The organism is Rothia nasimurium (assembly GCF_928392795.1).
In the GTDB taxonomy this organism is placed as follows: Bacteria; Actinomycetota; Actinomycetes; order Actinomycetales; family Micrococcaceae; genus Rothia; species Rothia nasimurium_F.
In genome coordinates this window covers 65,165-85,109 of sequence record NZ_CAKMTJ010000001.1, presented here as the reverse complement: position 1 = coordinate 85,109, position 19,945 = coordinate 65,165, and the positions used below count along the sequence as shown (strand labels likewise).

Genomic DNA, 19,945 nt, shown 5'->3' with positions numbered 1-19,945 from the left:
CCAGAAAAGCAAGCTACTTTAGATAGCTAGCTCACGAGCTACAACATCAGCTAGGGCCTGGGCGGTTGCATCAGCAACCTCCTGGGTCTCAGCCTCAACCATGACGCGCACCAGAGGCTCAGTACCCGAGGGACGCAGCAGAACTCGACCGGTATCGCCCAGCTGGGCCTCGGCGTCCTTAATCGCTTCCTGGAGCGGCACGCAAGCGGCTACGCCAGCGCGATCAACACCCTTGACGTTGATTAGCTTCTGGGGAGTCGCCTGCATACGGTTAGCCAATTCAGAGAGGGGCAGACCGGTACGGGCCATCTCAGCAGCCAGATGCAGGCCGGTCAGCACACCGTCGCCAGTAGTAGCGTGATCAGACATAATCACGTGACCCGACTGCTCACCGCCCAGATTGAAGCCGTTCTTGTTCATGGATTCCAGCACGTAGCGGTCGCCCACAGAAGTGCGCTCCAGCTTAATACCGTGTTCCTTAAGGAAAATCTCAAGACCCAAGGATGACATAACAGTGGCCACCAGAGTGTCATCCTTAAGGGTGCCGGCTTCCTTCATCGACAGAGCCAGAATTGACATAATCTGGTCGCCATCAACCAGGTTGCCCTGCTCGTCAACAGCCATACAGCGGTCGGCGTCACCGTCGTGGGCGATACCCAGGTCGGCGCTGTGGCGAACCACTGCTTCCTGAAGCTTTTCGGGGTGGGTGGAGCCTACTCCGTCGTTGATGTTGATACCGTCGGGTTCAGCGCCAATCACAAAGACCTTGGCGCCCAGAGTACGGAAGGCATCGGGTGAAACGCCGGAAGAAGCGCCGTTGGCGCAGTCCAGCACAACCTTGAGCCCGTTGAGGCGACGGTGCTCGGGCATGGTTGAAACCAGGTGGGTGACATAGCGGTCTTCACCGTCAGTGAGCGGACGGACGCGCCCTACCTCACCGTGGGTGGGGTAACGGAAGTCCTTAGAGCGATAGAGGGCCTCGATCGCGTCCTCAATCGCGTCATCCAGCTTCTTGCCGCCACGGGCCAGGAACTTGATTCCGTTGTCCTCAGCCGCGTTGTGGGAGGCAGAAATCATGACGCCGAAGTCAGCTTCTGTGCTTGCTACCAGGTAGGCTGCCGCAGGAGTGGGTACCATGCCCGCATCGAGCACATCAACACCGGAGGCTGCGAAACCTGCGGTCATGGCAGCGCCGATGAACTCCCCGGAGATACGGGAGTCATGGGCGATAACAGCCTTGGGACGGACACCTTCTTGAACCGTATTGAACCCGAGGACGATGGACGCGGCCTGCGCAAGCTCCATAGCAAGAGCAGGAGTAATCACTTCGTTAGCGAGACCGCGTACACCGTCGGTTCCGAATAATCTAGACATTACTGATTATTCTACGCGCTCAGTTCTATTTTTCTTCACGCAGGACGGGGAAACCCTCAGGGTTTTCGGGCACATCGTCTTCTAGAACATCCGACCCCTTACCCACGATCAGCGGATCGGTGGAGCCTACCAGGGCGTGGTCCTTATCGGGGTAGTCGAACTGGTTGAGCACATGCCGCATAGCTTCGAGGCGGGCGCGCTTCTTATCGTTGGACTTTACAACGGTCCAGGGGGCATCGCCGGTGTCGGTGTAGAAGAACATGGCTTCTTTAGCCGCGGTGTAATCGTCCCACTTATCGAGGGAGGCCAAATCGGTGGGAGACAGCTTCCACTGGCGGACGGGGTCGGTGCGGCGGGAGTTGAAGCGGGCCAGCTGCTCTGCGCGGGTGACGGAGAACCAGAACTTAATCAGTTTGACGCCAGAGTTAACCAGCATGCGCTCCAGCTCGGGCACTTCACGCATGAATTCGTAGTACTGCTGGGAGGTGCAGTAGCCCATGACGCGTTCCACGCCTGCTCGGTTGTACCAGGAGCGGTCCATCAAAACGATTTCGCCGCCGGAGGGCAGGTGCTGGATGTAGCGCTGGAAATACCACTGGGTCTGCTCGACGTCGGTGGGCTTTTCAAGCGCAACCACGCGGGCACCGCGGGGGTTCAGGTGCTCCATGAAACGCTTGATGGCACCGCCCTTACCAGCTGCATCTCGGCCTTCGAAAATAATCAGCACCTTCTGGCCGGTTTCCTTAACCCAGAGCTGTAGTTTAAGCAGCTCGATCTGCAGGGCTCGCTTTTCTTTTTCGTATTCCTTACGGGAAAGCTTCTTGTCGTAGGGGTAGCCGGCTTTCCAGGCGTCCGACTTTTCCCCGTTCCCGCTGAGCTTCTTGGTCAGAGAAGAAATTTCATCAAGCTCTGCGCTGTAGTCTTCTACTACTGATACGCGGCGGGTTTCTTTGGTCAGTGCCGCTTTGACGGCTTCTTTCTTGGGGTCAGTGGCCTGTTGGGGGGCGTCCTGCTCCGCAGCTTCGGTGCTGGGAGCTTCAACCTCGGTGGCGGTGTCCTTGCCTGCGGCCTTGGTGGAGCGTGAAGTGCGAGGGGTAGTCGAAGATGCCATGGGCACCCTTTCTCTCGTGTGAATGTTCCACACCCATTCTAGGCCTAAGACGTGAGACACCCCACTGTTACACGTCTTTTGACCCTAAGCCGGGTAAGGCAAACGCCCCATTTCTCTTCGCAGAGAAATGGGGCGTTTGACAATAACCTGAGCTGCAGGCCCAGTAATCGTAGCTTAGCGCTTTGAGAACTGTGAAGCCTTGCGTGCCTTCTTAAGACCAGCCTTCTTACGCTCGATAACGCGAGCGTCGCGGGTCAGGAAGCCTGCCTTCTTCAGAGCGGGACGGTTGTTCTCAGCGTCAATCTCGTTCAGGGCACGAGCAACGCCAAGACGCAGAGCGCCAGCCTGGCCGGAGGGGCCGCCACCTGAGATACGTGCGAAGACGTCGTAGGCGCCTTCGAGTTCAAGCAGCTTGAAGGGGTCGTTTACTTCCTGCTGGTGCAGCTTGTTGGGGAAGTAGTTGTCGAGCTCGCGACCGTTGACGGTCCACTTGCCGGTACCGGGTACCAGGCGGACGCGGGCAACGGCTTCCTTGCGACGACCAACAGCCTGACCGCCAACAGTCAGGGCGGGGCGGGCGGCCTTTTCAGCAACGGGTGCTGAAGACTCGGAAGTGTAGCTGGTGAGCTCTTCTTCGGTGGTGTACTCTTCGTTCTGAGCCACGATGTCTCCTTTAATAGTTCTTTCGTAGGCCCGAATTACTGGGCAACCTGGGTGAATTCGTAGGTCTTGGGCTGCTGAGCTGCGTGGGGGTGCTCGGAACCTGCGTAGACCTTGAGGTTCTTGAGCTGCTGGGCAGCCAGCTTGTTCTTGGGGAGCATGCCCTTAACAGCCTTTTCTACGGCGCGAACGGGGTTGGTTTCCAGCAGTTCGGCGTAGTTGACTGACTTCAGACCACCGGGGTAACCGGAGTGGCGGTAGGCACGCTTCTGCTCAAGCTTGGCACCGGTCAGTGCAACCTTTTCAGCGTTGATGATGATGACGGAGTCACCCATGTCAACGTGGGGTGCGAAGGTGGGCTTGTGCTTGCCGCGCAGCAGGATTGCGGTCTGGCTTGCGAGACGGCCGAGAACAACATCAGAGGCATCGATGATGTGCCACTGGCGGTTGTTGTCGCCTGACTTCGGAGTGTAAGTGCGCAAAATTTCGCCTTTTCTCGTTTCTTGTAGCGCTAGTTGGGTATCGCGCTGGTTTACATAGGTGCGTTTTCGCAGGGTTTGGGTGAGGGCCAAACGCATCTGCGTTACCGATTTCCTCAGACCTCTTGTTCCCCGTTATTGTCCTGCAACTAGACCGAAGAACAGGGTACGAAATGAGGGCGGTATACGCACAACGTATGAAACTATACAGAGTTTAAGTCTCTTAATCCAGGGCTTAGCCCTTTAAAGACGGGGTTTTGACCGACCTCACGTTTAAATCACAGGCTTGTGATTTAGAGGGTTCGCAGGTTTCGGGCTTTCTCGCTTTGGGCTGCGTAGCCGGACGCCTCGGGGTAGGTGATAGCGGCTAGGGCCAGACCGCGCGGGGCAGCTAGACGCACCTGGGAATCTCGCACGGGTTCTTCGATACGGGAGATCAGCCAGGCTTCGTCCTTCTTCCCCTCCCCCACCATCACCAGTGAGGCGATGAGGGTTCGCACCATATTGTGGCAGAAGGCGTCTGCCCTGATGTTTGCTTCGATGAGGCCGTCCGCCCGCCGCTCAAACCGAAGTTCGCGCAACTCACGAATCGTGGTGGAGCCTTCGCGGGGCTTGCAGAAGGAGAGAAAGTCGTTGAGCCCCAAGAGGTTCTGGGCGGCACGGTTCATCAGATCTATATCGAGTACGGGGTTGATTTGCCAGGCTACCTGCCGGTTCAGCGGATTACTGCCCTTCTCTTCCTGCCCGTCTTCAAGCAGGTAACGGTAGGAGCGTTCCAGGGCTGAGAAGCGGGCGTCGAAATCGTTTGGGGCCTCCTGGCAGCTACTGACAGTAATCGCCCGCTGCATATAGCCCTGTAGACGGGATGGTATTCCAAGCTCTGCCTCAGCATCTGCCAGAGCCCTGCTGAGTGCCCCGCGCAATTTACGGCGGAGGGCGGACGCCGGTGCGTCCTGGCTGCGCCCGGGTAGCCGCTCCCAGGCGTCCTTGGCAAGGTCGAAGTGCACCACCTGGTGCAGGGCGTGGACGCCGGCGTCGGTCCGCCCAGCTACCGTGGTGTAGACGGGGCGGCGGAAGATAAGGGCCAGGGCTTCTTCGAGGACTCCCTGGACGGTGATAAGCCCCGGCTGCTTGGCCCAGCCTGCGAAGGGGCCACCGTCGTAGGCAAAATCAAGGCGCACGCGTACGCGGGGCTCGTATAGCGGCTCGGGGGTTTCGGTCACGGCTCTCCTTAGAAGGCGGGGTACAGGCTCACTCCACTTTACCCGCTACAGACAAAGGCGGCTCTCCCCCGTGTGAGGGGAAGAGCCGCCTTTTATCTACCGGTGACTAAGAATTAGTCTTCGGAGATGGTCTGTGCTGCTGCACCACCGGCAGGTGCGTAACCTGCTGCTTCAGCTGATTCCTTGGTGTCGAACCAGATTTCAGCCTGGGTGTTTGCGTACCAGCGTGAGCCGGGTACGTGGTACTTCATGGAGTCAGCGTTACCCTTGATTTCGAAGCCCTCGGGAGCTTCGCCGTTCTCGGTTGCTGCGTGTGCGCCTGCGGGCAGGTCTGAGGACTCAGCTGCTGCGGTTGCTGCTGCCTTGGTCTCTTCTGCTGCGGGTGCTGCGGTCTCTGCTACCTTGGTAGCTTCTGAAACAGCTGCTGCGGTTGCAACGGGCTCCATGACCAGTTCGATAACTGCCATGGGGGCGTTGTCGCCCTTGCGGTTACCGATCTTGGTGATGCGGGTGTAGCCACCGGGGCGCTCTGCCATTGCGGGGGCAATGACGGTGAAGAGCTCGTGGACTACGGTCTTGTTACCGATGGAGCGCAGGACGCGGCGGCGTGCGTTGAGGTCGCCCTTCTTTGCGAAGGTGATCAGACGCTCGGCGACGGGGCGCAGACGCTTTGCCTTGGTAACGGTGGTGGTGATGCGCTTGTGCTCGAAGAGCTGCTGAGACAGGTTGTTCAGCATGATGCGCTCGTGGGTCGGTGATCCGCCGAGGCGGGGACCCTTAGTGGGAGTAGGCATAATTTATTCTCCTGGTTTGCCGTTCCTTACTGCCTCACGGCAGGGGAACCAAAGATGTTTGACTGGTGTAACGCGTGGAAGCGTTGACTGCCGGTGTCTTAGTAGTCGCTGCCGTAGCTGTCGTCGTCCTGCAGGCGGGCTGAGAGGTCCATTCCGGCGGGTGAGTCCTTGAGGGACAGGCCGAGCTCGGTGAGCTTTGCCTTGACTTCGTCGATGGACTTGGCACCGAAGTTGCGGATGTCCATGAGGTCTGCTTCGCTGCGGGTCACGAGTTCACCCACGGTGTGGATGCCTTCGCGCTTGAGGCAGTTGTAGGAGCGGACGGTCATGTCCAGGTCTTCGATGGGCAGAGCCAGGTCTGCGGCCATTGACTCGTCAGCGGGTGACGGGCCAACTTCGATACCTTCAGCGGCGGTGTTGAGTTCGCGGGCGAGGCCGAAGAGCTCAACGAGGGTGTTGCCTGCTGATGCGACTGCGTCGCGGGGAGCAATTGCTTCCTTGGTTTCGACGTCCAGGGTGAGGGAGTCGAAGTCGGTGCGCTGCTCAACACGGGTTGCGCTGACGCGGAAGGTGACCTTGAGGACGGGTGAGTAGATGGAGTCGACCGGGATGCGGCCGATTTCTGCGTCACCTGACTTGTTCTGTGCTGCCGAGACGTAGCCGCGGCCGCGTTCGATGGTCAGTTCTGCGTTGAAGTTTGCGCGGTTGTTGAGGGTTGCGATGTGGAGGTCCGGGTTGTGGATCTCGACGCCTGCGGGCACCTCGATGTCGCCTGCGGTGAGTTCACCTTCGCCCTGCTTGCGCAGGTAGGCGATGACGGGCTCGTCGTTCTCTGATGAGATGGAGAGCTTCTTGATGTTCAAGATGATCTCGGTGACGTCCTCGGTCACACCTTCTACAGTGCTGAATTCGTGCAGCACACCGTCGATGCGGATGCTGGTTACAGCGGCACCGGGGATGGATGAGAGAAGGGTGCGGCGGAGGGAGTTACCCAGGGTGTAGCCGAAGCCGGGTTCGAGGGGCTCGATGGTGAAGCGTGAACGGTTTTCCGATACGTGTTCTTCACGCAGGATGGGGCGCTGTGCAATGAGCACTATGTTTCCTTTCGGTGAGCATCCGCTATATGAGCTCACAGGTTGGGAAAAACGAGTGAGGAAGCAGACGAAGCAGTCTGTTCATTGACCTGCAGCCGGTGGGTTGCGGGTCGCCCGATGTTCGGGACGCGTCTAGCCGGTGGGGCTTAGACGTGGCGGCGCTTCGGAGGACGGCAGCCGTTGTGGGCAACGGGGGTGACGTCCTGGATGGAGCCAACTTCGAGGCCGGTAGCCTGGAGTGAGCGGATAGCGGTTTCGCGACCGGGGCCGGGGCCCTTGACGAAAACGTCTACCTTGCGGACACCGTGTTCCTGAGCGCGCTTTGCAGCGGTCTCAGCGGCCATCTGAGCTGCGTAGGGGGTTGACTTACGTGAACCCTTGAAGCCCATTTCGCCGGCGGATGACCAGGAAATAACAGCACCAGAGGGATCAGTGATTGAAACGATGGTGTTGTTGAAGGTTGACTTGATGTGTGCCTGACCGGCAACAATGTTCTTGGAAACCTTGCGGCGGCCGGTACGCTTGGCCGCTGCGCGAGTCTTGGGAGGCATTTTTGATTCTCCTACAAAGTTTTGGTTGAAGTGTTGGTCTTACGCGATGTGCAAGACTGAGGCAACACTGTTTACTTCTTCTTACCTGCGACGGTACGCTTCGGGCCCTTGCGGGTACGTGCGTTGGTCTTGGTGCGCTGGCCGTGTACGGGAAGGCCACGGCGGTGACGCAGACCCTGGTAGCTACCGATTTCTACCTTGCGGCGGATGTCGGCAGCAACCTCGCGGCGAAGGTCACCTTCAACCTTGTAGTTGCCTTCGATGAAGTCACGAAGTGCTACGAGCTGGGTATCGTCAAGGTCCTTGACGCGGGTGTTGGGGTCAACACCGGTTGCAGCAAGCGCTTCTTTTGCACGGGTCTTGCCCACGCCGTAGATGTAAGTAAGAGCAATTTCCACGCGCTTTTCGCGGGGAATATCGACTCCAGCGAGACGTGCCATGGGGCGTTCTCCTTGTTTTCGCAGAGGTCTGTGACATCACTGCCCGGTTGTCCCGGTCCCCGGCCTCTGTGCCCGGAGGTATCCTGCTTTTGTGGGCAGGAGCGGTGCCATTTTCTGTTGTGCCACCTGGTGTGGTGGTCTTGTCAGCGTTGGCTAGTGATTAGCCCTGGCGCTGCTTGTGGCGCGGGTTTTCGCAGATCACCATGACCACACCGTGACGGCGGATCACTTTGCACTTGTCGCAGATCGGCTTAACGCTCGGCTTGACCTTCATCGCATTCCTTTGCGTTGATGTTTCAGCTAATGCTTTTGGACGGGCGGGGTAAGAGGTTCTGTGTCCGGCTAGCCGGTGGGAGAACGGTTTACCCCTTTTACACGGCGTAAACGCCGCTGGTTAGCGACGTTTGGTGCTCGTGTTTACTTGTAGCGGTAGACGATACGACCGCGTGAGAGGTCGTAGGGGCTGAGCTCGACTACTACTCGGTCCTCAGGCAGGATTCGAATGTAGTGCTGACGCATCTTGCCTGAGATGTGTGCAAGTACTTTGTGTCCGTTGTCCAGCTCAACGCGGAATGATGCGTTGGGCAGTGCTTCGACCACGGTACCTTCAATCTCGATGACGCCGTCTTTCTTGGCCATATCCTCCGCTTTACTTTCGTGCTCCCAAGGTGTCTTGGGGGCTCTTGGTAGTGTTTTTTCTGTGTTCGGTGCGTTCTCCCGGGTTCGGGTACCGCTCCGCTTGCGTACTAAACGCATGGCACAGACAACCAACAAACTAATATACGGCAAAAGCCCCGGAATGTTAATGGTTTTCGCAAAACATAGCGAGCTTCACATTAAGGTCCGGGGCTTAAGCGCAGGGGCAGGGCGCTCCCGTAGCAAGCTGACCTGACTCCACACCGCTAAGCGCGGCGGATGCGCTGTCAGCCTGCTGGCTGGGATGAAGTGAGCGGGTGCGAGCGCGCGAGCACATAGGAGCGAACGGAATCCGCCGCAAGGCGGGTCGTAAATCAGTAGCGCCCCGGCGCGAGGTCAAGAAGGTTAGTCGGCTAAGGAGCGTCCTGTCCTGCGTATTTCGTTTAGTCTTCTTTAGCTGCCAGCTGGCCGCAGGCACCGTCGATGTCACTTCCGCGGGTATCGCGTACGGTGGTGGGGATGCCGTGGGCGCGTAGGCGTTCAACGAAGTTTTGTTCGACGCCCTTGCGGGAGGCTGTCCATTTGGAGCCGGGGGTGGGGTTCAGCGGAATGGGGTTGACGTGTACCCAGCCGCGTCCGCGGGAGGCAAGTTTTTTGCCGAGGAGGTCGGCGCGCCAGCCCTGGTCGTTGATGTCGCGGATGAGGGCGTATTCGATGGAGATGCGACGGCCGGTGGTCCTGTAGTAGTCGTAGGCGGCGTCGAGGGTTTCGTCGACTTTCCAGCGCTGGTTGATGGGGATGAGCTCGTCACGGAGCTCGTCGTCGGGGGCGTGGAGGGAGAGGGCTAGGGTGATGGGGAGTTTTTCTAGCTCAAATTTGCGGATGCCGGGGACGAGACCGACTGTGGACATGGTGATACCGCGGGCGGAGATGCCCAGGCCTTCGGGGGCGGGGTCAATCAGGCGATGGACGGCTCCCATGGTGGCTTTGTAGTTGGCGAGGGCTTCACCCATGCCCATGAAGACGATGTTGGAGACGCGCAGGGGGCGGGTGTCTTCGGAGCCGCCTTCGGCCTGTTCGAGGCCCTTCATGTTTTTGAGGTAGCGGGCGCCTGCGATGACCTGTTCGACGATTTCGGCGGTTGAGAGGTTGCGGGTGAGGCCCTGCTGGCCGGTGGCGCAGAAGGGGCAGTTCATGCCGCAGCCTGCTTGGGATGAGATGCACATGGTGACGCGGTTGTCGTAGCGCATAATGACGGATTCGACGAGGGCTCCGTCGAAGAGGCGGTGGACGACTTTGAGGGTGTCGCCGCCGTCGGCTTCGAGGGTGCGGACGGTGGTGAGCAGCTGGGGCATGGCGTCGGCGACCATTTTTTCGCGTTCTGCTGCGGGCAGGTCGGTCATCTGGGCCGGGTCGTTGACGAGGCGTTCGAAGTAGTGCTTGGAGAGCTGGGCGGCTCGGAAGGGCTTGTAGCCAAGTTCTTCGAGGAAGGCGCGACGGCCGGCCATGTCGAAGTCTGCGATGTGGCGCGGGGGTTTGCCGCGGCGGGGGGCTTTGAGGATGATTTGGCCGGGTTCAGGGCGGGCGCTGGAGATTTCCAGGGGGACGCTGGTGGTTTCGGTCATGGCTGCTGCTTTCGGTGCGATGCGGGGCGGACGCGGAGGGGCAGGTTACGAGGTTTAGGCGGGGATGGGTTTGACGGTGACGCCGAGTTTGGAGAGTTCGGAGGCGCCGCCGTCCTCTGCGGTGAGAACCCAGATACCTTCGGAGTGCACGCAGACGGAGTGTTCCCACTGGCAGGCGTCTCCCCCATCGACGGTTTTGATGGTCCAGTCGTCCTCGAGGGTAACGGTTTCGATTCCACCGGTCACGAGCATGGGTTCGATGGCGAAGGCCATGCCCTTTTTGACACGGGGGCCGAGGTCGCGGGCGGCGTAGTTGAGGACGTCGGGGGCCATATGCATGGAGGTACCGATGCCGTGGCCTACGAAGTCTTCGATGATCCCGTATTTGTCGCCGGTTTCTTCTCGAACGAAGTTTTCGATGGCGAAGCCGACTTCACCAATTTTTTTGGCGGTGGCGAGGGCTGCGATACCGTGCCAGAGGGCTGCGCGGGTGATTTCTGAGAGCTCACGGCGGGCCTCTGAGACCTCGCCGATGAGGGCGGTACGGGCTGAGTCGCCGTGCCAGGTGGTGCCGCGGGCGTCCTGGACGGTAGCACCGCCGTCAATGGAGATTATGTCTCCGTCGTGCAGGACGCGGGGTCCGGGGATTCCGTGAACGACCTCGTCGTTGACTGAGGTGCAGATGGTTGCTGGGTAGTCGTAGTAGCCCAGGAAGTTGGAGCCTGCGCCGTGTTCAGCGAGGACGCCGCGGAAGACCGTATCGAGTTCGGCGGTGGTGACGCCGGGGGCGGCAGCTGCTACCGCTGCGTCCAGGGCGCGGGAGGTGATCACACCTGCTCTGGCCATTTCAGCAAGCTGGCGGTCTGTTTTGTATTCGATGCGGCGCATAGTGCTCTTTCCTGGCTAGGTTTGTGGGGCGTGGTGGAGTCAAACTACACCAGTCTGCTTTAAAAACCTGTGCCCCCCGCAATGACCGGGGGCACAGGTGCAGCGGACGTTTACTTGAGTGCGTCCATGATTCGGGTGGTGACTTCGTCGATCTCTCCGAGGCCGTCGATTTCGGTCACGAGGCCACGCTCCGTGTAGATAGCTACGAGGGGTGCGGTTTCTTCTTCGTAGACCTTGAGGCGGTGGCGGATGACCTCTTCGTTGTCGTCTGAGCGGCCTTCCTTAGCGGCACGGCCCAGCAGACGTTCGACCAGTTCGTCGTTGTCAGCAACCAGCAGGAGAACCTGGCCGATTTCCTGGCCCATGTCTGCCAGGATTGTATCCAGTTCACCGACCTGGGCAGTGTTGCGGGGGTAGCCATCGAGCAGGAAGCCGTTAGCGGTATCATCCTCTGCCAGGCGGGCGCGCACCATACGGTTGGTGACTGAGTCGGGAACCAGGTTGCCAGAGTCAATGTAGCTCTTAGCTTCCTTGCCCAGCTCGGTTTCTTCCTTGATGTTCTTGCGGAAGATGTCACCGGTGGAAATAGCGGGGATGTTCAGCTTTTCAGCGATTTTGACGGCCTGGGTGCCTTTACCGGCGCCGGGAGGGCCAATGATGAGCAAACGGTTCATCGTAGTAGTCCTTCGTAGTTGCGTTGTTGGAGCTGGGCGTCGATTTGCTTGACGGTATCAAGACCGACACCGATAACGATCAGCAGTGAGGCACCGCCGAGCGGGAAATTCTGGTTGGCGCCGAAGAGGACGAAGGCTACCAGCGGCAGGAGCGCTAGTACTGCTACGTAGATGGCGCCAGGCAGGGTAATACGGTTGAGCACGTAGCTCAGGTACTCCTGGGTGGGGCGTCCTGCGCGGATACCGGGGATGAAACCGCCGTACTTCTTCATGTTGCCCGCAACTTCTTCGGTATTGAAGGTGATGGAAACGTAGAAGTAGGCGAAGCCCAGAATGAGCAGGAAGTAGAGGGTCATGTAGAGCGGGTGATCGCCCATGACCAGGTAGGTGTTGATCCAGTTGACCCATTCAGGCGGGGCTGAGCCGTCTGAGGGGGTGTTGAACTGGGCGATGAGGCCGGGCACCATCAGCATGGAGGAAGCGAAGATGATGGGGATAACGCCGGCCATGTTGACCTTGAGAGGAATGTAGGTGGTGGTACCGCCGATGGTGCGGCGGCCAATCATTCGCTTGGCGTACTGAACGGGGATGCGGCGCTGGGACTGTTCAACGAAGACAACGGCTACGATGACCAGCAGGCCGACCGCTACAACTGCGGAGAAGATGCCCCAACCCTGGGTCTGCAGAATGGAACCAAAAGCGGAGGGGAAGGACGCTGCGATTGAGGTGAAAATTAGCAGGGACATACCGTTGCCCACGCCCTTTTCAGTAATCTGTTCACCCAGCCACATGACCACACCGGTACCTGCGGTCAAAGCGGTAATAATCAGCAGAATGTTCCAGATACCATCATCGGGGATGATCGGCAGGGTGCAACCTTGCAGGAGCATACCGGAACGAGCCAACGAGACGATGGTGGTAGCGTTCAGCAAGGCCAGCAGAATAGTGAGGTAACGGGTGTACTGGGTCAGCTTGGTCTGCCCCTGGGCACCTTCCTCATGGAGCTGCTGGAAGCGGGGAATGACCACGCGAAGCAACTGAACAATAATGCTCGCGGTAATGTAAGGCATAACGCCCAGGGCAAAAATCGACAGCTGGAGCAGGGCGCCACCGCTAAAGAGGTTAATCATGTCGTAAACGCCACCGGTTGCGGTAACGGTCGACAGGCACTGCTGCACATTTCCGTAGGAGACACCGGGGGCGGGGATGAAGACGCCCACACGGTAAATCACGATAATACCCAGGGTGAACAGCAGCTTATTACGCAGGTCGGGCGTCTTGAAGGCCCGTCCAAAAGCGGTCAGCACATGTCCTCCTGTGAGACAAAAATTTTGAGGTGCCTCGAGGTTCCTGATTGAACAAGTGGTCGAGGCGATTACACAATCTTCTCCAGTCTATCGCTTAATGCTCAATCGTGTGTAGCGCAGGCTCTCAGAGCGAAAAAGCGGGGTGCCCCACCCACCGAAGTGAGCGGGGCACCCCGCAATAGTTTGCCGTCCCCAGGGATACCCCCGGTACGTCATGGAACTACTTGACGGTTACAGAACCGCCAGCAGCCTCAATCTTGGCCTTAGCTGACTCAGAAACCTTGTCAACGGTTACGTTGTAGGCTGCTGAGATTTCGCCGGTACCCAGAACCTTGACCAGTTCGTTCTTGCGAACTGCGCCAGCTGCTACCAGAGCGTCAACGGTGATGTCGCCGCCCTCGGGGAACAGTTCCGCGATGCGGTCCAGGTTAACAACCTGGTACTCGGTGCGGAAGGGGTTCTTGAAGCCGCGCAGCTTGGGAAGGCGCATGTGCAGCGGAAGCTGACCACCTTCGAAGCCGGCGCGAACCTGGTAACGTGCCTTGGTACCCTTGGTACCGCGACCTGCGGTCTTACCCTTTGAGCCTTCACCGCGGCCTACGCGGGTCTTAGCCTTGTGGGCACCCGGAGCCGGGCGCAGATCGTGAATCTTGATAGCGTCGTTGTTTGCCATCTTTACTTGACCTCCTCAACCTGAACCAGGTGAGCTACGGTGTTGATCATGCCGCAGGTGACGGGGTCAGCAGTGCGAACAACCTTGTTGCCGGGGCGCTTGAGGCCCAGGGAACGGAGGGTGTCGCGCATGTTCTGCTTCTCCCCGACGTAGGACTTGATCTGGGTGATTTCCAGCTTTGCGTCGCTGGGCTGAATACGCTTACCGGTCATTACGCACCTGCCTTTTCAGACTGAGCGACACGCAGGAAGCCGGGGATAACCTCGTCCTGGGGAAGACCACGGCGTGCAGCAACTGCTACGGGCTCTTCGAGCTGACGCAGTGCTTCGATGGTCGCGTGGACAATGTTGATCTGGTTCGATGAACCGAGTGACTTGGACAGAACATCGTGGATGCCTGCTGCCTCAAGTACGGCACGAACGGGACCACCAGCGATAACACCGGTACCAGCGGTAGCGGGGCGGAGCATAACTACGCCTGCTGCTGCTTCACCCTGAACGCGGTGAGGAATGGTGCGGCCTTCAACGCGGGGTACGCGGAAGAAGTTCTTCTTTGCTTCTTCTACACCCTTTGAGATAGCTGCGGGAACTTCCTTCGCCTTGCCGTAGCCAACGCCAACCATACCGTTACCGTCACCAACAACGACGAGTGCGGTGAAGCTGAAGCGACGACCACCCTTGACGACCTTGGAGACGCGGTTGATGGTGACAACGCGCTCGATGAACTTGTCCTTCTCTTCTTCGCGGCCGCGGTTGTTGCGGCGCTCACCGCGGTTGCCGCGGCGTTCGCCGCGCTCGTTTCGGCGGGCTTCGCGCTTCTCGGAGGTTTCAGCGGTAGCTTCTGCGGTTGCTTCAGTCACCTGAGTTTCCTTTTCGTTTACAGTCTGCTCGCTCATTAGAGTGCCAGACCTCCTTCGCGTGCGCCTTCTGCAACTGCTGCGACACGGCCGTGGTACTTGTTACCACCGCGGTCGAAGACAACTGCTTCGATGCCTGCTGCCTTGGCACGCTCGGCGACGAGTTCGCCGACGCGCTTTGCCTTAGCGGTCTTGTCCAGCTCTGCTGCGCGTAGGTCTGCTTCCATGGTGGAAGCTGATGCCAGGGTCAGACCCTTGGTGTCATCGATGACCTGAACGAACATGTGACGAGCTGAGCGGGTGACGGACAGGCGGGGGCGTGCTGCGGTGCCTGAAACGTACTTGCGGACGCGTGCGTGACGGCGTGCGCGCTGTGCTGACTTAGTCTTTACAGCCATTGTTACTTACCAGCCTTTCCGACCTTGCGACGGATCTGCTCGCCTTCGTAGCGAACACCCTTACCCTTGTAGGGATCGGGCTTGCGCAGACCGCGGATGTTAGCGGCTACCTGGCCTACCTGCTGCTTGCTGATACCGGAAACGGTCAGCTTGTTAGCGCCCTCAACAGCGAAGCTGATACCCTCGGGTGCTTCAATGATGATGGGGTGTGAGTAGCCAAGTGCGAACTCGAGGTCGGAACCCTTAGCGGTTACGCGGTAACCGGTACCAACGATTTCGAGCTTCTTGGAGTAGCCCTCGGTAACACCGATGATCATGTTCTGAATCAGGGTGCGGGTCAGGCCGTGCAGTGAACGTGATGCACGCTCATCGTTCGGGCGGGAAACGGTGACAACACCGTCTTCGAGTGCAACAGTGATGGGAGCAGCAACCTCGTGGGTCAGCTCGCCCTTTGCACCCTTAACAGCAACTACGTTGCCGTCGATCTTTACCTCAACGCCGGCAGGAACCGAGATGGGGAGACGTCCAATACGTGACATTCTTCTTCCTTTCTCTTCTACCGACTACCAGATGTAAGCGACGACTTCGCCGCCAACACCCTTCTTCGCAGCCTGCTTGTCAGTGAGCAGACCTGAAGAGGTTGACAGGATTGCGATGCCGAGGCCACCGTGTACCTGGGGCAGGTTGGTGGACTTTGCGTATACACGCAGACCCGGCTTGGAAATGCGGCGAACGCCTACAATGGAGCGCTCACGTGAGGGGCCGAACTTCAGTTCGAGGGTGAGGGTCTTACCGACCTTTGCTTCCTCTTCCTTAAAGTCAGCGATGTAGCCTTCAGCCTTGAGGATCTCGGCGATGCGAGCCTTGAGCTTGGAGTAAGGCATTGACACGGTGTCGTGATGTGCTGAGTTTGCGTTGCGCAAACGGGTCAGCATATCTGCGACAGGATCTGTCATAGTCATGGTGGGCTGAGCCCTTCCTCGTTATGGTTTCCTCACCGTAGATTTCGGTGCGGACCTATAACGTAGTCGTTACTGGGTCTTGAACGGGAAGCCGAGTGCCTTCAGAAGCGCACGGCCTTCATCGTCGGTCTTTGCGGTGGTTACTACGGTGATGTCCATACCACGTACACGATCGATTGAGTCCTGATCGATTTCGTGGAACATAGACTGTTCGGTCAGACCGAAGGTGTAGTTACCGTTACCGTCGAACTGGCGGTCCGAGAGGCCGCGGAAGTCGCGGATACGGGGAAGTGCCAGGGTGACGAGGCGGTCGAGGAATTCCCACATGCGATCGCCACGGAGGGTGACGTGTGCGCCGATGGGCTGACCTTCACGCAGCTTGAACTGTGCGATGGACTTCTTCGCGCGGGTAACGAGCGGCTTCTGACCGGTGATAGCGGTGAGGTCGCGGATAGCACCATCCATGAGCTTCGCGTCCTTAGCAGCTTCACCAACACCCATGTTAACGACGACCTTAACGATCTTCGGTGCCTGCATGACGTTCTCGTACTTGAACTCTTCCTGCAGGGCGGGGGTGACTACTTCGTTGAACTTAGTCTTGAAACGAGGGGTAATCTTTGCTTCGGTCATTAGATGTCCTTACCCGAGCTCTTGGCAACGCGAACGCGAACAGTGCGTTCCTTGCCATTGCGCTCTACGGTCTCGAGGCGGTAACCAACGCGGGTCGGCTTCTTGGTCTCGGGATCAACGATTGCAACGTTTGAAACGTGAATCGGTGCCTCAACCTTTTCGATGCCGCCAGCTTCGCCGGTCATAGGGTTAGCCTTGTTGTGCTTGGTGACGATCTTGACGCCTTCAACCAGCACGCGCTCGGTCTTGGGGAATACCTTCAGAACCTTGCCCTGCTTACCCTTATCTGCACCTGAAATAACCTGTACCAGGTCGCCAGACTTGATCTTAGCCATGAGTTAGAGCACCTCCGGAGCAAGTGAAATGATCTTCATGAACTTCTTGTCGCGCAGTTCGCGGCCAACAGGTCCGAAGATACGGGTGCCACGGGGGTCACCATCGGTGTTCTTGAGAATTACTGCTGAGTTCTCGTCGAACTTGATGTAGGAGCCGTCGGGACGACGAACTTCCTTCTTGGTGCGGACGACTACTGCCTTAACAACGTCGCCCTTCTTTACGGTACCGCCGGGGATTGCGTCCTTGACGGTTGCGACGATGATGTCGCCAATGCCTGCGTAACGACGCTTTGAGCCACCGAGAACACGGATGGTCAGGATTTCCTTCGCACCGGTGTTGTCAGCAACCTTGAGTCGTGACTCCTGCTGAATCATATTTCTCCTGTCGTCTCGCCGGTTCCGACACACGGTATTTTGTGAGCCAGCCTTGCGGAACATTTCTACGGGATGTTGACGCGCCGGTCTCTCACAGCCCATGAGTGAGTTGAAGAGTTGGCGGACACGCCTGGGCCCCTATCATGCCGACGAACATCTAGACCCGCGTAAGCGGGCGAACCCCGCGTTATGAGCGGCATTATGCTGTGGCACGAAAAGAACCGTGGTTGTGTGGGCATAGAGAACCACACAGAATGAAAACTTTACCACAGCAGGCGCTGCCAGCCTAGAGAGATGCACCACTCTTAGGCAGTGAGATAGCACCCTTAAAAAAACAGAGAGCTCCCCTCCCCCTCGATTTGAGGGGGAAGGGGAGCTCTAGCTAGCTCGTAGCTTTAGTAAACGGAGTGTTTACTTAGCCTTTTCGAGGATCTCGACGATGCGCCAGCGCTTGGAAGCGGAGAGCGGACGAGTCTCGGCCAGGAGAACGAGGTCACCGATACCAGCAGTGTTCTGCTCGTCGTGTGCCTTGATCTTGGAGCTACGGCGCATAACCTTGCCGTACAGGGCGTGCTTTACGCGGTCCTCGACCTCAACGACTACAGTCTTGTCCATCTTGTCGGACACTACGTAGCCGCGGCGAGTCTTGCGGTAGCCGCGCTCTTCAGTCTTTACTTCACTCATGTGATTTAACCTTCGGTTGCGGGACGAATACCGAGCTCGCGTTCACGCAGCACGGTGTAAATACGTGCAATGTCGCGCTTGACCGAGCGGATACGACCGGGATTTTCAAGCTGACCGGTGGCTGCCTGGAAACGGAGGTTGAACAGCTCCTCCTTCGACTCACGCAGCTTCTCTACCAGATTCTCATTGGAGAGCTCTGCCAGCTTGTCGATGCTCAGATCCTTTGATCCAACTGCCATTTCTATTCACCACCTTCGCGACGCACAACGCGTGCCTTCATCGGGAGCTTGTGGATTGCGAGGCGCATAGCTTCACGAGCCACTTCTTCGGATACGCCGGAGAGTTCAAACATGACTCGACCGGGCTTGACGTTTGCGACCCACCATTCGGGTGAACCCTTACCGGAACCCATACGGGTTTCAGCAGGCTTCTTGGTCAGCGGACGGTCGGGATAAATGTTGATCCAAACCTTACCGCCACGCTTGATGTGACGGGTCATTGCAATACGTGCAGCTTCAATCTGGCGGTTGGTGACGTATGCGGGAGTCAGGGCCTGGATGCCCCACTCGCCGAACGCTACCTCGGTGCCACCCTTAGCCATACCTGAACGCTTGGGGTGATGCTGCTTGCGGTACTTTACTCGACGGGGAATTAGCATTTATGCCTCACCGTTTTCTGCAGTCTTAGCCTCAGCGGGTGCTGAAGCGTTGTCGGAACGACGTTCACGGCGGGGACCACGGCCACCTGCGCGACGACGGTCGCCACCGCGGCCGTTGCCACGACGGTTACCGGCGGCCTGCTGTGCAGCAAGCTCGTTGTCGGTGAGGTCACCCTTGTAGATCCAAACCTTGACGCCGATGCGGCCGAAGGTGGTCTTTGCTTCGAAGAAGCCGTAGTCGATGTTCGCACGCAGGGTGTGCAGGGGCACACGGCCTTCGCGGTAGAACTCGGAACGTGACATTTCAGCGCCACCCAGACGGCCGGAGCACTGGATACGGATACCCTTGGCGCCTGCACGCTGTGCGGACTGGATTGCCTTCTTCATGGCGCGGCGGAAAGCAACGCGTGAAGCGAGCTGTTCTGCGATGCCCTGAGCAACCAGCTGAGCTGACAGATCGGGGTTAGCAACCTCGAGGATGTTCAGCTGAATCTGCTTGCCGGTCAGCTTCTCGAGCTCACCGCGGATGCGGTCAGCTTCGGTGCCGCGGCGGCCGATAACGATACCGGGACGTGCGGTGTGGATGTCCACACGGACGCGGTCACGGGTACGCTCGATTTCGACCTTGGCGATGCCTGCGCGCTCCATGCCCTTGGACAGGAGTTCGCGGATCTTTACATCTTCACGAACGAAGTCTGCGTAGCGTTCGCCTTCCTTGTTGGAGTCAGCGAACCACTTTGAGACGTGGTTGGTGGTGATGCCAAGTCGGAAACCGTTGGGGTTAATTTTCTGACCCATTTAGCGGCCCTCCTCCTTCTCCGGGGTAGCGACTACCACGGTGATGTGGCTGGTGCGCTTGTTGATGCGGAACGCACGGCCCTGGGCACGAGGCTGGAATCGCTTCATGGTGGGACCTTCGTTCGCGTATGCTTCGCTGATGAACAGCTCTTCTTCCTTGAAGGGGACGCCCTGCTGGGCGGCCTTCTGGCGAGCGTTTGCAACAGCTGATGCAACGATCTTGTATACCGGTTCTGATGCGCCCTGAGGAGCGAACTTCAGAATCGCCAGAGCCTCTTCCGCCTGCTTACCACGGATAAGGTTGATGACGCGGCGTGCCTTCATAGGCGTAACGCGTACGTAAGACGCAGTTGCCTTGGCTTCCATTGCCTATCTCTCTTTCGTCTATTGCCGAAAGGAAAACGTTTCTAAGGTACGGGGTGAACCGTAGCTTAGCGACGCTTACCCTTGCGGTCGTCCTTAACGTGGCCACGGAAAGTACGGGTGGGCGCAAACTCGCCGAGCTTGTGACCAACCATGGACTCAGTGATGAACACGGGTACGTGCTTGCGTCCGTCGTGCACTGCGATGGTGTGACCGAGCATGTCGGGGATAATCATCGAGCGGCGGGACCAAGTCTTGATAACGTTCTTGGTGCCCTTCTCGTTCTGAGCTGCAACCTTTACAAAAAGGTGCTGATCAACGAAAGGGCCCTTCTTCAAACTACGAGGCATGTTTCAG

The 19,945-nt window shown here is 58.5% G+C and carries 30 protein-coding genes; all 30 read right to left on the bottom strand.

Annotated elements, in window-relative coordinates; all coding sequences use genetic code 11:
* Nucleotides 1–18 precede the first annotated feature (18 nt).
* The 30 genes from glmM to rpsS all read right to left on the bottom strand — a co-directional run bounded on the left by glmM (nt 19) and on the right by rpsS (nt 19,938).
* A complete protein-coding gene (gene glmM, locus L6963_RS00410) occupies nt 19–1,374 on the bottom strand; it encodes a phosphoglucosamine mutase (RefSeq protein ID WP_237206217.1) in 1,356 nt (451 codons plus the stop codon).
* A 25-nt stretch (nt 1,375–1,399) separates the two neighbouring features.
* Nucleotides 1,400–2,485, bottom strand: coding sequence for a polyphosphate kinase 2 (ppk2, locus tag L6963_RS00405; protein ID WP_237206216.1), 1,086 nt, complete (start codon nt 2,483–2,485; stop codon nt 1,400–1,402).
* A gap of 174 nt (nt 2,486–2,659) precedes the next feature.
* Nucleotides 2,660–3,148: a 30S ribosomal protein S9 gene (gene rpsI / locus L6963_RS00400; protein ID WP_135013062.1), complete on the bottom strand. Its 489-nt coding sequence runs from the start codon at nt 3,146–3,148 to the stop codon at nt 2,660–2,662.
* A 35-nt stretch (nt 3,149–3,183) separates the two neighbouring features.
* Nucleotides 3,184–3,627: a 50S ribosomal protein L13 gene (gene rplM / locus L6963_RS00395; RefSeq protein WP_135013063.1), complete on the bottom strand. Its 444-nt coding sequence runs from the start codon at nt 3,625–3,627 to the stop codon at nt 3,184–3,186.
* A 290-nt stretch (nt 3,628–3,917) separates the two neighbouring features.
* Nucleotides 3,918–4,847: a tRNA pseudouridine(38-40) synthase TruA gene (gene truA / locus L6963_RS00390; RefSeq protein WP_237206215.1), complete on the bottom strand. Its 930-nt coding sequence runs from the start codon at nt 4,845–4,847 to the stop codon at nt 3,918–3,920.
* A gap of 113 nt (nt 4,848–4,960) precedes the next feature.
* Nucleotides 4,961–5,641 (bottom strand): 50S ribosomal protein L17, encoded by a 681-nt coding sequence (gene rplQ / locus L6963_RS00385; RefSeq protein WP_237206214.1) that lies wholly within the window; start codon nt 5,639–5,641, stop codon nt 4,961–4,963.
* 98 nt (nt 5,642–5,739) lie between these two features.
* The gene (locus tag L6963_RS00380; RefSeq protein ID WP_135013066.1) at nt 5,740–6,735 is read right to left on the bottom strand and encodes a DNA-directed RNA polymerase subunit alpha; all 996 of its coding nucleotides are present in this window, start codon (nt 6,733–6,735) and stop codon (nt 5,740–5,742) included.
* Nucleotides 6,736–6,881: 146 nt separating this feature from the next.
* Entirely contained in the window at nt 6,882–7,286 is a 405-nt protein-coding gene (gene rpsK, locus L6963_RS00375) for a 30S ribosomal protein S11 (protein WP_083090739.1), read from the bottom strand.
* Between the two features lie 71 nt (nt 7,287–7,357).
* On the bottom strand, nt 7,358–7,726 hold the full coding sequence (rpsM, locus tag L6963_RS00370; RefSeq protein ID WP_083090738.1) for a 30S ribosomal protein S13: 369 nt from the start codon (nt 7,724–7,726) through the stop codon (nt 7,358–7,360).
* A gap of 160 nt (nt 7,727–7,886) precedes the next feature.
* A complete protein-coding gene (gene rpmJ, locus L6963_RS00365; protein WP_004005257.1) occupies nt 7,887–8,000 on the bottom strand; it encodes a 50S ribosomal protein L36 in 114 nt (37 codons plus the stop codon).
* A 143-nt stretch (nt 8,001–8,143) separates the two neighbouring features.
* The gene (infA, locus tag L6963_RS00360; RefSeq protein ID WP_083090737.1) at nt 8,144–8,365 is read right to left on the bottom strand and encodes a translation initiation factor IF-1; all 222 of its coding nucleotides are present in this window, start codon (nt 8,363–8,365) and stop codon (nt 8,144–8,146) included.
* Between the two features lie 440 nt (nt 8,366–8,805).
* Nucleotides 8,806–9,987, bottom strand: coding sequence for a 23S rRNA (adenine(2503)-C(2))-methyltransferase RlmN (gene rlmN, locus L6963_RS00355; RefSeq protein ID WP_237206213.1), 1,182 nt, complete (start codon nt 9,985–9,987; stop codon nt 8,806–8,808).
* Between the two features lie 54 nt (nt 9,988–10,041).
* On the bottom strand, nt 10,042–10,875 hold the full coding sequence (gene map / locus L6963_RS00350; protein ID WP_237206212.1) for a type I methionyl aminopeptidase: 834 nt from the start codon (nt 10,873–10,875) through the stop codon (nt 10,042–10,044).
* Between the two features lie 110 nt (nt 10,876–10,985).
* Nucleotides 10,986–11,549: an adenylate kinase gene (locus L6963_RS00345; protein ID WP_185174287.1), complete on the bottom strand. Its 564-nt coding sequence runs from the start codon at nt 11,547–11,549 to the stop codon at nt 10,986–10,988.
* The gene (gene secY / locus L6963_RS00340) at nt 11,546–12,856 is read right to left on the bottom strand and encodes a preprotein translocase subunit SecY (protein ID WP_185174286.1); all 1,311 of its coding nucleotides are present in this window, start codon (nt 12,854–12,856) and stop codon (nt 11,546–11,548) included. Before secY ends, L6963_RS00345 begins: the two co-directional genes overlap by 4 nt.
* A gap of 220 nt (nt 12,857–13,076) precedes the next feature.
* Nucleotides 13,077–13,529: a 50S ribosomal protein L15 gene (rplO, locus tag L6963_RS00335; RefSeq protein ID WP_135013750.1), complete on the bottom strand. Its 453-nt coding sequence runs from the start codon at nt 13,527–13,529 to the stop codon at nt 13,077–13,079.
* 2 nt (nt 13,530–13,531) lie between these two features.
* Nucleotides 13,532–13,741, bottom strand: coding sequence for a 50S ribosomal protein L30 (gene rpmD, locus L6963_RS00330; protein ID WP_135013749.1), 210 nt, complete (start codon nt 13,739–13,741; stop codon nt 13,532–13,534).
* Complete coding sequence (rpsE, locus tag L6963_RS00325) at nt 13,741–14,424, bottom strand: 30S ribosomal protein S5 (RefSeq protein ID WP_135013748.1); 684 nt, start codon at nt 14,422–14,424, stop codon at nt 13,741–13,743. The genes rpmD and rpsE overlap by 1 nt, the downstream gene beginning before the upstream one ends.
* Nucleotides 14,424–14,783 (bottom strand): 50S ribosomal protein L18, encoded by a 360-nt coding sequence (rplR, locus tag L6963_RS00320; RefSeq protein WP_135013747.1) that lies wholly within the window; start codon nt 14,781–14,783, stop codon nt 14,424–14,426. The genes rpsE and rplR overlap by 1 nt, the downstream gene beginning before the upstream one ends.
* 2 nt (nt 14,784–14,785) lie before the next feature.
* Complete coding sequence (gene rplF, locus L6963_RS00315) at nt 14,786–15,322, bottom strand: 50S ribosomal protein L6 (RefSeq protein ID WP_237204775.1); 537 nt, start codon at nt 15,320–15,322, stop codon at nt 14,786–14,788.
* Between the two features lie 24 nt (nt 15,323–15,346).
* Nucleotides 15,347–15,745, bottom strand: coding sequence for a 30S ribosomal protein S8 (rpsH, locus tag L6963_RS00310; protein ID WP_135013745.1), 399 nt, complete (start codon nt 15,743–15,745; stop codon nt 15,347–15,349).
* Nucleotides 15,746–15,814: 69 nt separating this feature from the next.
* Nucleotides 15,815–16,375 (bottom strand): 50S ribosomal protein L5, encoded by a 561-nt coding sequence (gene rplE, locus L6963_RS00305; protein WP_135013744.1) that lies wholly within the window; start codon nt 16,373–16,375, stop codon nt 15,815–15,817.
* Entirely contained in the window at nt 16,375–16,710 is a 336-nt protein-coding gene (gene rplX / locus L6963_RS00300; RefSeq protein WP_185174282.1) for a 50S ribosomal protein L24, read from the bottom strand. The genes rplE and rplX overlap by 1 nt, the downstream gene beginning before the upstream one ends.
* Nucleotides 16,711–16,713: 3 nt before the next feature.
* Nucleotides 16,714–17,085: a 50S ribosomal protein L14 gene (gene rplN, locus L6963_RS00295; protein ID WP_135013742.1), complete on the bottom strand. Its 372-nt coding sequence runs from the start codon at nt 17,083–17,085 to the stop codon at nt 16,714–16,716.
* A 411-nt stretch (nt 17,086–17,496) separates the two neighbouring features.
* The gene (rpsQ, locus tag L6963_RS00290) at nt 17,497–17,769 is read right to left on the bottom strand and encodes a 30S ribosomal protein S17 (protein WP_083090724.1); all 273 of its coding nucleotides are present in this window, start codon (nt 17,767–17,769) and stop codon (nt 17,497–17,499) included.
* Between the two features lie 5 nt (nt 17,770–17,774).
* Nucleotides 17,775–18,008, bottom strand: a complete 234-nt coding sequence (gene rpmC / locus L6963_RS00285) for a 50S ribosomal protein L29 (RefSeq protein ID WP_083090723.1) — start codon at nt 18,006–18,008, stop codon at nt 17,775–17,777.
* A 2-nt stretch (nt 18,009–18,010) separates the two neighbouring features.
* On the bottom strand, nt 18,011–18,427 hold the full coding sequence (rplP, locus tag L6963_RS00280) for a 50S ribosomal protein L16 (RefSeq protein ID WP_135012890.1): 417 nt from the start codon (nt 18,425–18,427) through the stop codon (nt 18,011–18,013).
* Nucleotides 18,428–19,225: a 30S ribosomal protein S3 gene (gene rpsC / locus L6963_RS00275; RefSeq protein WP_185174281.1), complete on the bottom strand. Its 798-nt coding sequence runs from the start codon at nt 19,223–19,225 to the stop codon at nt 18,428–18,430. It lies immediately after the preceding gene.
* On the bottom strand, nt 19,226–19,591 hold the full coding sequence (gene rplV, locus L6963_RS00270; RefSeq protein ID WP_083090720.1) for a 50S ribosomal protein L22: 366 nt from the start codon (nt 19,589–19,591) through the stop codon (nt 19,226–19,228).
* Between the two features lie 65 nt (nt 19,592–19,656).
* Complete coding sequence (gene rpsS / locus L6963_RS00265) at nt 19,657–19,938, bottom strand: 30S ribosomal protein S19 (protein ID WP_083090719.1); 282 nt, start codon at nt 19,936–19,938, stop codon at nt 19,657–19,659.
* Nucleotides 19,939–19,945: the final 7 nt, after the last annotated feature.

Coding starts and splice junctions, on each gene's coding strand:
- glmM (WP_237206217.1), bottom strand. CDS start 1,374: ATGTCTAGATTATTCGGAACCGACGGTGTACGCGGTCTCGCTAACGAA.
- ppk2 (WP_237206216.1), bottom strand. CDS start 2,485: ATGGCATCTTCGACTACCCCTCGCACTTCACGCTCCACCAAGGCCGCA.
- rplQ (WP_237206214.1), bottom strand. CDS start 5,641: ATGCCTACTCCCACTAAGGGTCCCCGCCTCGGCGGATCACCGACCCAC.
- rpsK (WP_083090739.1), bottom strand. CDS start 7,286: ATGCCTCCCAAGACTCGCGCAGCGGCCAAGCGTACCGGCCGCCGCAAG.
- rpsM (WP_083090738.1), bottom strand. CDS start 7,726: ATGGCACGTCTCGCTGGAGTCGATATTCCCCGCGAAAAGCGCGTGGAA.
- rpmJ (WP_004005257.1), bottom strand. CDS start 8,000: ATGAAGGTCAAGCCGAGCGTTAAGCCGATCTGCGACAAGTGCAAAGTG.
- infA (WP_083090737.1), bottom strand. CDS start 8,365: ATGGCCAAGAAAGACGGCGTCATCGAGATTGAAGGTACCGTGGTCGAA.
- rlmN (WP_237206213.1), bottom strand. CDS start 9,987: ATGACCGAAACCACCAGCGTCCCCCTGGAAATCTCCAGCGCCCGCCCT.
- map (WP_237206212.1), bottom strand. CDS start 10,875: ATGCGCCGCATCGAATACAAAACAGACCGCCAGCTTGCTGAAATGGCC.
- L6963_RS00345 (WP_185174287.1), bottom strand. CDS start 11,549: ATGAACCGTTTGCTCATCATTGGCCCTCCCGGCGCCGGTAAAGGCACC.
- rplO (WP_135013750.1), bottom strand. CDS start 13,529: ATGGCAAACAACGACGCTATCAAGATTCACGATCTGCGCCCGGCTCCG.
- rpmD (WP_135013749.1), bottom strand. CDS start 13,741: ATGACCGGTAAGCGTATTCAGCCCAGCGACGCAAAGCTGGAAATCACC.
- rpsE (WP_135013748.1), bottom strand. CDS start 14,424: ATGAGCGAGCAGACTGTAAACGAAAAGGAAACTCAGGTGACTGAAGCA.
- rplR (WP_135013747.1), bottom strand. CDS start 14,783: ATGGCTGTAAAGACTAAGTCAGCACAGCGCGCACGCCGTCACGCACGC.
- rplF (WP_237204775.1), bottom strand. CDS start 15,322: ATGTCACGTATTGGACGTCTCCCCATCTCGGTTCCTGCCGGCGTTGAG.
- rpsH (WP_135013745.1), bottom strand. CDS start 15,745: ATGACTATGACAGATCCTGTCGCAGATATGCTGACCCGTTTGCGCAAC.
- rplE (WP_135013744.1), bottom strand. CDS start 16,375: ATGACCGAAGCAAAGATTACCCCTCGTTTCAAGACTAAGTTCAACGAA.
- rplX (WP_185174282.1), bottom strand. CDS start 16,710: ATGGCTAAGATCAAGTCTGGCGACCTGGTACAGGTTATTTCAGGTGCA.
- rplN (WP_135013742.1), bottom strand. CDS start 17,085: ATGATTCAGCAGGAGTCACGACTCAAGGTTGCTGACAACACCGGTGCG.
- rpsQ (WP_083090724.1), bottom strand. CDS start 17,769: ATGAGTGAAGTAAAGACTGAAGAGCGCGGCTACCGCAAGACTCGCCGC.
- rpmC (WP_083090723.1), bottom strand. CDS start 18,008: ATGGCAGTTGGATCAAAGGATCTGAGCATCGACAAGCTGGCAGAGCTC.
- rplP (WP_135012890.1), bottom strand. CDS start 18,427: ATGCTAATTCCCCGTCGAGTAAAGTACCGCAAGCAGCATCACCCCAAG.
- rpsC (WP_185174281.1), bottom strand. CDS start 19,225: ATGGGTCAGAAAATTAACCCCAACGGTTTCCGACTTGGCATCACCACC.
- rplV (WP_083090720.1), bottom strand. CDS start 19,591: ATGGAAGCCAAGGCAACTGCGTCTTACGTACGCGTTACGCCTATGAAG.
- rpsS (WP_083090719.1), bottom strand. CDS start 19,938: ATGCCTCGTAGTTTGAAGAAGGGCCCTTTCGTTGATCAGCACCTTTTT.